The 12947-nt window shown below is 50.6% G+C and carries 11 protein-coding genes; 5 read left to right on the plus strand and 6 right to left on the minus strand.

The annotated features are described in order from the left end of the window. Positions 1-124 precede the first annotated feature (124 nt). Both AC2LB6_RS12715 and AC2LB6_RS12720 read right to left on the minus strand, forming a co-directional pair. Positions 125-1909 (minus strand): EAL domain-containing protein, encoded by a 1785-nt coding sequence (locus tag AC2LB6_RS12715; protein WP_490093793.1) that lies wholly within the window; start codon positions 1907-1909, stop codon positions 125-127. Positions 1910-2431: 522 nt separating this feature from the next. After that, positions 2432-2656, minus strand: a complete 225-nt coding sequence (locus AC2LB6_RS12720; RefSeq protein ID WP_490093794.1) for a DUF3606 domain-containing protein — start codon at positions 2654-2656, stop codon at positions 2432-2434. Positions 2657-3025: 369 nt separating this feature from the next. On the opposite strand from AC2LB6_RS12720, the gene AC2LB6_RS12725 reads away from it, so the two are divergent. Together AC2LB6_RS12725 and AC2LB6_RS12730 are read left to right on the plus strand one after the other, a co-directional pair. Continuing rightward, positions 3026-3265, plus strand: coding sequence for a transcriptional regulator (locus AC2LB6_RS12725; protein ID WP_090967092.1), 240 nt, complete (start codon positions 3026-3028; stop codon positions 3263-3265). 176 nt (positions 3266-3441) lie between these two features. Then, complete coding sequence (locus AC2LB6_RS12730; protein ID WP_490093795.1) at positions 3442-3930, plus strand: Hsp20 family protein; 489 nt, start codon at positions 3442-3444, stop codon at positions 3928-3930. A 150-nt stretch (positions 3931-4080) separates the two neighbouring features. Here the strand turns inward: AC2LB6_RS12730 and AC2LB6_RS12735 are convergent, their stop codons facing one another. Together AC2LB6_RS12735 and AC2LB6_RS12740 are read right to left on the minus strand one after the other, a co-directional pair. Further along, positions 4081-4290: a CsbD family protein gene (locus tag AC2LB6_RS12735; RefSeq protein WP_064738984.1), complete on the minus strand. Its 210-nt coding sequence runs from the start codon at positions 4288-4290 to the stop codon at positions 4081-4083. Positions 4291-4462: 172 nt separating this feature from the next. Next, positions 4463-5680: a diguanylate phosphodiesterase gene (locus AC2LB6_RS12740; protein WP_490093796.1), complete on the minus strand. Its 1218-nt coding sequence runs from the start codon at positions 5678-5680 to the stop codon at positions 4463-4465. A 957-nt stretch (positions 5681-6637) separates the two neighbouring features. Between AC2LB6_RS12740 and AC2LB6_RS12745 the strand changes: the two genes are divergently transcribed. Continuing rightward, a complete protein-coding gene (locus tag AC2LB6_RS12745) occupies positions 6638-6871 on the plus strand; it encodes a DNA polymerase V subunit (protein ID WP_490093797.1) in 234 nt (77 codons plus the stop codon). Positions 6872-6938: 67 nt separating this feature from the next. Here AC2LB6_RS12745 and AC2LB6_RS12750 read toward each other — a convergent pair whose 3' ends face one another. Continuing rightward, positions 6939-7268, minus strand: coding sequence for a hypothetical protein (locus AC2LB6_RS12750; RefSeq protein ID WP_490093798.1), 330 nt, complete (start codon positions 7266-7268; stop codon positions 6939-6941). A gap of 638 nt (positions 7269-7906) precedes the next feature. Between AC2LB6_RS12750 and AC2LB6_RS12755 the strand changes: the two genes are divergently transcribed. Beyond that, positions 7907-9565, plus strand: a complete 1659-nt coding sequence (locus tag AC2LB6_RS12755; RefSeq protein WP_490093799.1) for a methyl-accepting chemotaxis protein — start codon at positions 7907-7909, stop codon at positions 9563-9565. 596 nt (positions 9566-10161) lie between these two features. Next, complete coding sequence (locus tag AC2LB6_RS12760) at positions 10162-12087, plus strand: methyl-accepting chemotaxis protein (RefSeq protein WP_490093800.1); 1926 nt, start codon at positions 10162-10164, stop codon at positions 12085-12087. A gap of 59 nt (positions 12088-12146) precedes the next feature. Here AC2LB6_RS12760 and AC2LB6_RS12765 read toward each other — a convergent pair whose 3' ends face one another. Then, entirely contained in the window at positions 12147-12947 is an 801-nt protein-coding gene (locus tag AC2LB6_RS12765; protein WP_490093801.1) for an MBL fold metallo-hydrolase, read from the minus strand.

Here is a 12947-nt window from a genome sequence, read left to right on the forward strand (position 1 = left end):
ATGCCGGACTGAAATAGCTAAGTTTTGCTGAAGTTAATCAAATATTTTGAATTAAAAGGGAGGGTTGTCTGAGAGGACCTGATGGGCGAAACGCGATCTGGTATCAGATCGCGTTCAGGCCCGTTTAATGACAATCGCCACGCAGCTTCCAGTGAAGCCAGTGATCCAGCGCTTTTTCGTTCAGCGGCTTTGAATAGAAATAGCCCTGAGCCTGATCGCAGCCATACTCTGTCAGTGATGATGCGGTATCCGGACACTCAACCCCTTCTGCCACCACGGTATAGTCCAGCTCTTTGAGCATGGCGATAATGCTGCGGGCAATGATGCGTGAAGCGGTATCTGAGGAAAGCTCACTGATCAGAGAACGATCCAGCTTAATCACATCCAGCGGCATACGACGCAGATAACTGATATTGCTGTAGCCGGTGCCAAAATCATCAAGTGAGATCGTGAAGCCTCGCTCTCTGAGCATTTCCAGACCGCGCAGGGCGGTCGGGCTCTCAAGGATACGTTCGGTCTCCAGGCACTCAATTCCCAGCAGAGAGGTCGGGAGCTTAGACTTAACCATCTTGTTTTCCAGCGCTGAAGCGAATCCTTCGCGCGCAAAGTCGCGTACGCTGACGTTTATCGTCAGCGGCAACTGAATGCAGTTGTTACGCAGTCGGCTGAGGCGTTCGACCGCCTGATCGATAATCCAGGCAGTGAGCATAGAGAGCAGATCGGTCTGTTCAGCCAGCGGGATAAAGGCACCAGGAGAGAGCTCGCCCCGGCTGGGATGTAGCCAGCGGATAAGCGCTTCCAGACCCACCGGCTTACCGCTTTGCAGGCAAATTTTTGGCTGGTAAACCACATAAAGCCCGGTGTTCTCGTGTAACGCCGTTTTAAGATCGGTCATTAGCATGAAATCTTCTGAACGCTGGGTTTCTGCTTCAGCGTCAAAACGCAGAGAGGGCAGCCCGCGACCGACCGCATCATTTAGTGCGCTCACCGCACGGCGTAATATTTCAGACGCTGGCATGCTGCCCGCAACAAAATCAGCCTCACCGGTATGAGGAGTGAGTGCGACCGAAAGACCATCATCCATGTCTGCACTGATCCCTTCCAGACGACCGGCTACCCAGGCAGCACTCAGTCGGCTATCCACCCGTGTCAGAATGGCAAACCGGCCTGTGGCCACGGTATAGATCATCTCTCCAACTGCCGGACGCAGGCGTAGCGGTAGCAGGGTAGCCATATCTTTCAGCAGACTCTCGACCGGCGTCATTCCCATGGTGCGTGCCAGTTCGTAAGCACGCGACATATCGATGCAATCAATCAGAACCAGACGACGTGGCGTGGTATCACCGGCCACGGCCAGATACTGCAAATCCCGTATCAGACGCTGGCGGTTAGGCAGGCCGGTCACCGGATCGGTGAACCCTGCCGCATGCCAGGCTTCCAGGAATGACATCACCAGCGTGGAGAGCAGCGTCAGTGTCGTCACCTGATCACTGGCAAATGCCTGTGGCTGGGTGTCGGTAACACAGAGCGTGCCCAGAATAATACCATCGCGAGTTTTGAGGGGCACACCGGCATAAAAGCGAATAAAGGGAGAGCCGGTGATTAAAGGATGCGTGACAAAACGTGCATCATGATACGTATCAGGGACGATTACCGCGCTGTCGCTGTCAACCACGTGTCGACAGAGTGAATCTGCGCGCGTTGAACGTTGCAGATCAAAATTGTGTGACGCGCGTACGGTCTGAAACTCATCATCCAGCACCGAGATAAAGCTGCCCGGGATACCCAGGGCCTGACTGGCTAACCGGACAAACTTCCGCAGAACTTCATCGCGGCTTTCATCCGGGTCGCGCAGCGCCTGTAAAGCGCGGCTTCGGCGTTCGTTGTCGCCGTTGAGATTGTTAAGCATGTGTGTAAAACCCCCGCACCGTCTGATTACGGAGCGAAAAAAGAAAACTGTCCGGAACGAAATGTGATTCGGGCGGCAGGAAATATGGTGTGATTTTTTATTTTCATGCTGATGATAGGTGACTGCGCGGCGGGTGTCTCTTAATATTTTCTTTAACGCATAAAATGGGTGTTTACGATTCGAAAATTTAATCGAAGTGGCGTCCGATTATTTACAACTTGTCATTTTATATATGTAGCAGAAGATTTTCAGCAAAGTTAAGGTTAATTTCCCGTCAGGGGATGAATGACTATTCATAAGCGTTGACGTTAATTATAAGACAGTTATTGCCATGAAACGTGTCTGCTGCCAGAGAGAGAAGCGCGACTGCAGTTAAATCCAGGCGGTAACCTCCTAAAACACAAAGCAAAAGCCCGGAAGTAGCGCAGAACGGCAGATATGGCCTGTCAGCACACTCCTGGCTGATGCAGGCCTATCCACCGCGACGCTGGCAGTTATCCAGCGCTTCAGTCAGCAATCTGATTAACCTTTGATGCTGTTTGAGGTTTGAACCGGACGACGTGGCGGCGGGTTTTGCTCCAGCCAGTCACGGACCTGTTCAGTCATTGGGCCTCGCTCGCGGATAGCGCGCGTCAGCCTTTCCTGTGTCGTCCTCAGTTCCTGAGTCCAGTAAGTGATTTGCCACTGTTCACGAATTTCCACCTGCGATAGATTGTCTGGCGAGCGACGCTGGATAGGATTTTTCATTTATTATCCTCCTCTGGTTTCAAAGATGCAGCCTGAACATTAACCTCAGGCTAAACATCTATCCTGATGAAGAAAGAAGCATTGAGGTAGCGGATTAATCCCTGAATCACCCTTAAGGCAAATAACAGGATAATTCCTGGCGGGAGGAATAAGACATTCTAAGGAAATAGAAAAGTCGCAGTCAGGGCGAAATATCGCGCTTCGCTTAAAGGAGATTATGGATAAATGTTCAGCCTGAAATTTGACATTTATTTAAAATAGTCAATTATTCTCTGGTCTTGTCATCCTTGCTGCTTTCAGGTCGCTTCGCTTTCATTGCTCGCGAAGGGCTGTGCTTTTGCATTTTCATCACGTTGAAGGAGTCTTTGTTTGGTTAATCGTCCCCCCCAGTCGCCTGTGATTGTCCAGAGTAACGTGCGTGAACTTCGCCTTGCCGCCGGGTTGTCACAGCAGAGCGCTGCCGAGCGTTTTGATCTTAGCCTGAGAGTCTGGCAGACCAAAGAAGCCGCAGGTAACCCGACATTATTAAGTCAGGGTGAATATGAGCTGCTGTTATTACTGGCTGGCCGTCATCCCCATTTTGTTCTGACACCTCAGAGCAAAAAATAACGGTTTCGTTAATATCCGGAGATTTATTTCTTGGGTAACCGGCTGTTAGATAACGGTAAAAAATTTTTTATTTCCCGACTTGAAAACTGACAACGGATCCCTATTTATGGAGATGACCGGAAATATGATACCGGTCAGATGAACTTTTGGATGAACCTGTTCAGGAGATTATCACTATGTCAGTACAACAATTTTCCGTTTTTCCTTCGCTGGCTGATTCTGTGTTTTCAGACCGCTTTAACCGCATCGATAAATTGTTCAGTCAGCTGACTGGTGACAGCCCGGTAACCACCGCTCCCGCTTACGATCTGCAGCGGGTTGAGGATAACCGCTATGCGCTGACCGTCAGCGTACCCGGCTGGAAAGAGGATGAACTGGAGATTGAGTTACGTGGCGGACGGCTTTCCGTGGCCGGGCACAGAGAAAAAGCGTCCCAGGACGCGTCTGGCGAGGCACGGGAAGAGAACAGCGGCTGGATCTATCGCGGTATTTCACGACACGATTTCCATCTGAGCTTTTCTATTCCGGAGCACATGAAGGTCACCGGAGCGACGCTGGCGGAGGGCTTACTTAACATCGATCTAATCCAGGAAATACCAGAGAGCGAGAAACCGCGACGTATCCCGATTTCGATCGGTGGACCGCGTACTCTTGAACATCAGTAATGTGAACAGGGCGGAAATGGCACAGGCTGTTTCCGCCTTTTTTGATCACTCACTACGACAGACTGAGATACTGGCATAACAGGGGTTAAACAGGGAGGAAAGCGGCAGGACAGATACCGGGCGCAGAGACGCCCGGCGATTAAGAACGCGTTACCAGTGGTACTTGTTGGAATCTTCCCACTCTTTCACTTCTTTTTCGGCACGATCTTTCTCGTAACCATAGCGTTCCTGAATTTTACCGACCAGCTGATCGCGCTTCCCTTCTACCACGGTCATATCATCATCCGTAAGATCACCCCATTTTTCCTTAACCTTACCTTTGAACTGCTTCCAGTTACCGCTAATGCGATCTTCGTTCATGGTGATTCTCCCAATTCGGTTGTTATCCAGGGACCTGATGAGTATCTGTTTTGCCTGTTGGCTGTCAGATGAATCAAGCATGGCATAGCTTTTGCTTTTTGCAGCGAGGCGGTGTGAGCCGGGTCAAACTCTGAACAAAAGGGGAGGAAAACGTAGATTAATTAAGGTGTATTTATTCCGGGCGGCGTGCTGGCCAGCTCACTGCAGGCAGTGCGTTCAGGACAGGGCGGGCGAACAGAAAACCCTGGTAATAGCGGACTCCGGCACCTTCCAGCCAGAGCCACTCTTCAATTTTCTCAACGCCTTCCGCGATGACCGTAATCTCCAGCGCCTGACAGCATTTAAGGATGGCCAGGACAATCGCCTGACGCGGACCGCTGCGGTGGATATCGGTAATCAGCTTGCGATCGATTTTAACTTTATCGGGCTGGAAATCGGCTAACAGCGACAGGCCTGCGAAACCGGCGCCAAAATCGTCAAGTGCCAGGCTGATTCCGGCGGCTTTCAGTTGCTGAACCGCAAACTGAAATTCGTCGAAGCGCGAGATGATCTCATCTTCGGTCACTTCAACCACCACCTGCTCGGGCCGCAATCCCTGTTCCCTGATCTGCTGGATAAGATGATCGACCGCATCGTCGATGACCACCAGTGACATAGGCAGCAGGTTGACGGAAAACGTCTGCTCCCGCAATCCCAGATGTCTGGCCAGCTGGAAAGCGTAGGTTTTAGAGTGCAGATCGGCCTGGTAGCGCTCACTTTCCTGCAACTGTGAAAAGTAGTCTGCGGGCGAGGCGCCGTGCAGACCGCGTATCAGGGCTTCGCAGGAAACAATCTGGCGATTCGTGGTATCCACGATAGGCTGGAGCGCGAATTCACAGCGCTGATCCGGTGCCGGTTGCCAGGATTGCTGAACACCGGCGGTAACAGGTGTGGTCAGCGTCCAGTGACTGGCGGGGTCAATCCCGATAAACGTCTCTTTATCCCGTCCCTCGACGAACGAACGCAGGAACTTCACGACCCGGTCATGTTTGATGCGCTCATCATTCAGGGTAACCCGATTCAGCAGGGCATCCACCACGGTGTGCTTCTCATAGTCACGCAAATCAAACAGGGCCATTCCGGCATGACCGAAGCGACGGGCGGGCGCATAATCCCGCATTAGCTCAATCAGGTTAAAGTGCCGATCATCCTGGCAGATACGCTCGAATACCGCGTGCACATTATCAACGGTCCCCTCCAGCACCTGAAAAAAGTGCTGCCCATCATAGAGCAGGATCCCGGTGACTTCAGCCGCGGCATTTTTGATACTGGAATGCTCCACCAGCGCCTTTAATCTCTCTGGCGAGACAGTATCCGAAAGCTGGCTACGGTAAATAAGGGTGGAGAGCATAAGCAGACTCATATTGCAGGAAGTTACTGATTAACCATACCACAGAAAAAATGATGGTTAAGGGCACAATTGCGGCCATTATGCCTTTCTGCTTCCGGCATTAATCTGACCATAGGTTCAGGGAATACTTGAGATTTGTAGGATCTTCACAGCGGATCGCTCCGCGGCAGGAAGCGGGCACAGAAATAGCGTGGAAATAAAAACCCCCGCAAAAGCGGGGGCGAATAGCAGATATAGCGCATTATTATAACGTTACGGCATCCCTGGTGAGGCGCCGGTCAATCCGGTAGTGCCTGATTATTACGCGTTTTTTACTCTACTTACCATGTCGGTATGGCAAGGTCTTCAGACGGGTAAAAATATGTTTTTCTGATCTGTCAGAAAATTGCTTTGATATTCAATCAGCTGTTTTGTGCTTCTGGTGATTTAAGCTCAGTTAATGAATTATAAGGTTACAAATCCACCATTTTTCCAGACAGTCCGTTAACATCGTCACCGCATTTTTCCAGAGCGCGTTAACGTTGACGGTCTGCAGTGAAAGGGGGTCGGCATCTGCGTTATCTGAAAAAGTGCCCCCTGTAAAAGGGGGCAAGGGTAGGAGTCAATTCACTCTGTAAAAGAAGTGGATTTCATTACAGAGCCATTTAAAGATAAGGCAAAACCGCGCTTTGTGCCGCTACGGTTAACCTTTTTTTTATTTAGATATCAAATAATTAAAAAACTAACAATACCATAACTCTTTTTTAATCAATGGCTTAATCTGGCATGAAAACGATTTCTAAGATTAGGATTAAAGTCCCTTCCAGCCAGATGCTTATGCAAAAAATGGTCAGAATCCAGACGTCACATAACGATCTGACTCAGGTTTTCCGCGCAGACTTGACCCCTTCAAAGAATAACTATACTGTTTATGCATACAGTTATTTCTGAACTGAAAGCCGTTGTGAGGTAAATGAGATGTCACAGGATGATGAGGTCTGGATAGCATTCAGAGAGGCGATGAAACGGGATAATTCCGGTCAGTACACGGTAAGCACCCGGGATTTTGTCGCTGAACTGGAACAGCGCAATTCACCTCACACGCTTCGCGCCGCGAATACGTGGATAGAGATGCATATTACCATTTTCAGTGATATCTCGGTTGAGGCTGGTGAGTGTCGGCTGTTTCAGGTTCCTGCGGCGCGCGATTAAAACGTGCCGCAGAGCCGGATACTCTTTTCAGCCTGCCTGCGATGATATTTGCAGGCTGAAGCGGGCATCAGAGCCTGGAAGTGTTCCGACGCATGTCAGAACGATCCTGGAATTTAGGATTGGCGGGATAGCTCTTGTCGCAGGCCAGGCGTGCCAGGTTCAGTGCAACTTTGCGTTTTTTAAGCTTTAACTTCGGCAACCATTCTTTGAACTGCGCTGTCAGTGCTGCTGCCTGCTGTTCATTGGTGACGCGACAGATAAACAGCTTGCTCTTGGTCTGACGACTGACATCGATGGCATAGATCTCAATGCCAGTGCTGCAAACATCATATTCAACATCTGTGAACTGCATGTGTGGCCAAAGACCCGTTCTGGTTTCAAATGTGGCTAAATCCATGACAACTACCTTTTTTATTTTAAGCGTTATTGCTATCCAACAGACTAAAGCCTGGTCGGGCCAGTGAGCATAGACCAGAATCAGGATTCCGCCAGTGTTTTCGCTGATTTAATCTGGCCCTGCCACGAATGGCTAAAACCTCAAATCAACGTCTCCATGCCATCGGGCAGTCTGTTATCTACTTATCAGCGGATCTGATGTCAGCCAGGCATTCAGGCTTTTATTCTCTCCGGCCATTCCGCTTTAATCACCCTGTCATTGTTGAGTCTGCTACGAGATGTGATGCATTTAACACTCCCGCCCATTAACAATTATCGTCAGCCATGCTGTTGTATTAGCAGACTAATCATAAGATTCCGATGCATGATCGCTGACGCGTAATTATGTCCATTTGCCAGTAGAAAACATCATCCCGGCAACGTAGGGGATTTTACTAATATGATAAGGTGTAAGAGGGTGTGTCAAAATGAAAATCAGTAAAGGGTAGAGTATTTTACTGCCTGGCACACTTTGTTCCATTCGCAAGGAAAAATAAAAAAATATATCGCACGCGATTAATTAAAGGCCTGCCGACAAACGCCGATATAAACGATCCTGCTTTATACCATGTTCAAATTATTTTTTTGCCGGGGGCAAGTATGACTATTACACAACGTCTGGTATTGATTTTCTCACTGCTTGCAATGTCACTTATTGCGCTGGTGATTATCTCTTTATCAGTCATTTCGGGCTTTCAGTCGCGTTTTGAATATGTACAGGTGAACGCAATACCAAGCATACGCGATCTTAATAAATCGATCAGCGTGACCAATCAGTTAGGTATTGCACTTTATCGCCACCACAGTACCAGTGACGCGACTAAATTCCCGGCGGCGGAAGAGCGCATTGAGAATCTGCTGACGCAGATTAAGTCTCTTAATGACTATTACATGGCTAACGACATCTCGAACGACGAAGACAAAATGATGACGGAGCAGGCCAATAAAAACCTGGATGCGGTCCGCAGTGCATTGCCGTCATTCCTTGCCGCGTCGCGTGCCCATGATGATGCCGTGACCCTGCCGTTATTACAGAGTGAGAATGGTATCGGTGCCGCAGCCCGCAAGATGGAAGCAGATTTCACCCGTCAGATTCAGCTGAACATCGATATTGGCGAACAGCTCAGATCGGAGAATAAGCGCATTTATAGTCAGACACTATGGACGATGTCTGGCGGGTCGCTGCTGCTTATTCTGATACTGGCGGCTTTCTCCGCGAAGGTGATCCTCGGCATCAAAAAGAGCCTCTCAGGCATGGTGAATACCATGACGCAGGTCAGTCATACGCTTGACCTGACCCATACCGCCGAAGTTCGCGGTAAGGATGAGATTAGCAAAACGGCGATGGCATTTAACCAGCTGCTTGCGCGCGTTTCTGGCTCGCTGCTCTCGGTCAGTCATGCCGCACAGTCGGTCAGTACCGGTTCAACGCAGATTGCGGCGGGCAATGAAGATCTCTCTGCGCGTACGGAAGAACAGGCTGCTTCGCTGGAGCAGACGTCTGCGAGCATGGCGACACTGAGCGAAACGGTGCGACAGAACTCAGAAGGTGCGCATCAGGCCAGCAGCCTGGTGAATAACGCCAATAATATGTCAATCCAGAATGGGTCGGCGGTGAAGCAGATGCTCAGCACTATGGATGAGATCCGAGGCAGCTCTGCCAAAATCTCTGAAATTACCGGGCTGATTGAAGGCATCGCATTCCAGACCAATATTCTGGCACTGAATGCGGCCGTCGAAGCAGCGCGTGCCGGTGAGCATGGCCGCGGCTTCGCCGTTGTCGCCTCAGAAGTGCGTAATCTGGCGCAGCGCTCCTCTTCTGCTGCCCGTGAAATCAAAGATCTTATCTCTACGTCGGTTTCGCAGGTTGAGCACGGTTTAGCGCAGGCCAGCGGCGTGGGTGCAAACAGTGAAAATGTCCGCCAGGCGATTCAGCAGGTGGCCGATCTGGTCAATGAAATTGCTGCGGCAACCTCTGAGCAGAGTAAAGGCATTGAACAGGTTCATCAGGCCATTGGTCAGATGGATGAGGTGACGCAGCAGAACGCCTCGCTGGTGGAGGAGGCCTCATCTGCTTCTAAGTCGCTGCAGGAGCAGGCAGAGACGCTGGCAGGGTTGGTTGCGACCTTTACGCTGGAGAGCAATCATCGTGTCGCACAGCCGCAGCAGACCGCAGCTCTGCGTCGTCCGGTATTGCAGGCAAAGCAGCCTGAGCGCCAGACTACCGACATGACAAAAGCGAACTGGGAAAGTTTTTAACTCTTAAGCAGTAACATCATAGCCCCCACAATATGGGGGCTTTTTTTTATCTTTGATCTGAAGGAAGGAGGGGTTTACGTTAAATAAATAATTATGAAATCGATTTCATTATTTAAATAAAATTAACCCTTTGGAGGTATATGTTCGTAGTGGTTATTTTGTCGGAGGTTTACTTACAGACAATAGCGTAATGATAATTGATTAGATATAGTCAGGATATCTGTTATCGGCGATTTTTGGGCTGGCTTGAATTTCTTTACTTTCAAAACAATAATGCTAAAGCCACGCTTACGGCTTAATGGCTTAAGCGAAGCGGCTTTTTTTCATCGTCATGATAAATAACGATAATTTTAAGTTTGTCTTAGGGGGGTGTTGCAGTAAATATTGTCATTTAATTCACGGTAAAATAACAATGCGCAATCTATACTCCTTTCTGTTTTTATAGGTATTTCTGATTTTCATAAATAACTCCTTTCTTCATAGCGATATTGTGCTGCATGAGGCACCTCCGGCTATGTAAAAGAAAAAGTAAAAAAATCCACTACTAATTTTGTGCACTACTCACCTGCACGCCTCACACATCAGAGCGAATAAGAATGAAGAAATTACTCGACCGCATTAATCTGCCAGCGAAATTCCTGCTACTGGGATCCTTTGCGCTGGTGCTGTTTATTTTACCCACCTTTTTATTTATTCAGACTGGCAATCAGCTTATTGATACCAAGAAAGTGGAGCTATCCGGTATACCTATAGAGAAAAAAGTCCTGAAGCTTCTCAACCTGCTTCAGCGCCACCGTGCAGAGAGCGCTATCGCCATCTCCCTTAACAAGGCTGATAACGCACCCCGTCTGGAGCTGGTCAAACAAATCAACACGTTATCCCGGACGATTGCTGACGACCTGCGTAATGATGATGAGCAGGCACAACCGCTGAAGTCGCTGCAACGGGTTAATCAGGAATGGGGTCAGCTGCAGGACGATATTAATGGTGGCAAGCTGACGCTGGCAACCAGCCTGACGCGCCACGCCCATCTGATTCAGGTATTGCTGGACACTAATCAGGATGTGCTGGATTTCTATCAGCTTTCGCTGGATGCTGATTTAAATACCTACCAGTTGATCGTCAGCATCTACAGCCGTCTGCCGCTTCTGACTGAAACGCTGGGTCAGATTCGTGCCAATGGGACATCGCTGATTGCAAGCGAAAATATCACTGATGCCGATCGCAGCCGGCTGGCATTTCAGATTGATAATGGCAGAACAGCACTGGCTCAGTTCAGCAGCAATCTGGACAAGGTATTTTCCATTGAGCCGGGTCTGAAAACTACTTTCTCTGGCCTGGCCCAGGATGCGAATCAACAAGCACAGGACGCGCTGCAACTGGCTGACAGCGTTTTTGTGAGCGGACACGCTACTGTGGCACCGGTTGAATATGTGCGCGTGTTTACTCAGGCGATCAATCGCTATTCGGAGTTGGGTGATCAAACCAGCACCCGACTGCAAGAGATCATGGACAAGCAGATAGATGCGAAGCGCACGTCACAGTATGTCCTGCTGGCAGGCCTGCTCTCCGTCGCGCTGCTGGCCATTCTGCTGGCTGTCATGATCACCCGTTCTGTCACCCGTCCGATAAAAGAAGCGGTCGACGTTGCCAGCCGCGTGGCGGCTGGCGATCTGACGGCAGCGCTGACCGTTTCCGGCAGCAATGAAATGGCCGAACTATTGAATGCGTTAATGCGGATGCAGCAGCGTCTTGCCCAGCTGGTTTCGGATATCAAAGGTAACGCAGCCACCATCGCCAATTCCTCAGAAGAGATTGCACGCGGTAATGGCGATCTCTCGTCACGTACTGAACAGCAGGCTGCATCCCTGGCTGAAACAGCGGCCAGTATGGAACAACTGGCATCAATCATTCAGCAGAATGCGGATAACACCCGCTTTGCCTCTGATCGGGCAGAATCAGCCACCCAGGCGGCACTGTTAAGCGGCGCTGCGATGGATTCCGTGATGCAGACGATGCAGAAAATCCGAGGCAGTTCGGGACAGATTGAAGAGATCACCTCTGTCATCGACAGCATCGCATTCCAGACCAATATCCTGGCACTGAATGCGGCCGTTGAAGCGGCACGCGCGGGTGAGCAGGGCAAAGGCTTTGCGGTTGTCGCATCGGAAGTGCGTGCACTGGCACAACGTTCAGCCAGTGCAGCGAAAGAGATCAAAAGCCTGATCGAGCAGTCGGTCGGTCATGCGCAGGAAGGGATCGCTATGGCCCAGAACGCAGGCGACAAGGTGAAGCAGAGCGTCAGCGCGATTGAACAGACCTCTCAGCTGATGCGCGATATCTCTGCTTCATCCGAAGAGCAGAGCAGCGGTATCTCGCAGGTTAATATCGCGGTGAACCAGATGGATCAGGTCACGCAGCAGAACGCTGTGCTGGTGGAAGAGTCAGCTTCCTCAGCTGATGAACTCGCCGCGCGGGCAGGGCAGTTGCGTACCATGGTCGCGGTATTCCAGACCGCATAAGTGAGTCAAAACAGCCGCCTCCTGTGGGCGGCTGTTCTCTTCTCCGCGTTTATCGTCCGCTACGCCTGATGATCCTGCAGACAGGCCAGATACTTCTCTCCTGACCGCATCACCTTCTCTTTCGCCTGCTGATGAATATCCTGACCTTCAAACGCGCCATAAAGCTGCCCGAACGTCACGCCGGAGATCCGATGCATGATGTCACCCACGGTGGCGGCTGAGAGCGGCAGCATATTCGGGTAGCTCCACATAAAGGACACGCCATGCGCACCCGGCGTGACCTGAATAATATCACCCGCCAGCATCACGCCTTCGCCTTCATCCCAGTGCAGCACGCTGCCGCCGGGGAAATGTCCACCCAGCCGTAACAGCGTCACACCAGGCATCAGCGTCAGTGACTCACCCTGCCAGAGCTGGATATGCGGACTCTCCCGCACAATCCATTGCCGATCGCGGGCATGCAGATGAATGGGCGCGTTAAAGACCTCAGCCCACTCCTGCATGGTGGTGTAATAGTGCGGATGTGAAATCGCGATGGCATCAATACCGCCCAGCGCGGCAATAAGCGTGTAAGTCGCATCATCGAGGTTGGCAATGCAGTCCCATAGCACGTTGCCGTGCGGCGTACGCAGCAGAAAAGCGCGCTGGTTGATGGCAAACTCAGGCACAGTTTTAAGGCTTAATAGCGCATCACTATGGGCCGTCCACTTATTGGCGTGGCTGGCGCGCAATTCTTCAAACGCGATCCAGCGCTGACCCGCAGCCGGAACATACTGACGTTCATCCTCACAGATTTTACAGTGCTGATCAGAGGCAGCAGAGGGATAAGCGGTCCCGCAGGCAGTACATAACATCGTCAT

This window comes from Pantoea sp. RCC30.1 (assembly GCF_058148845.1).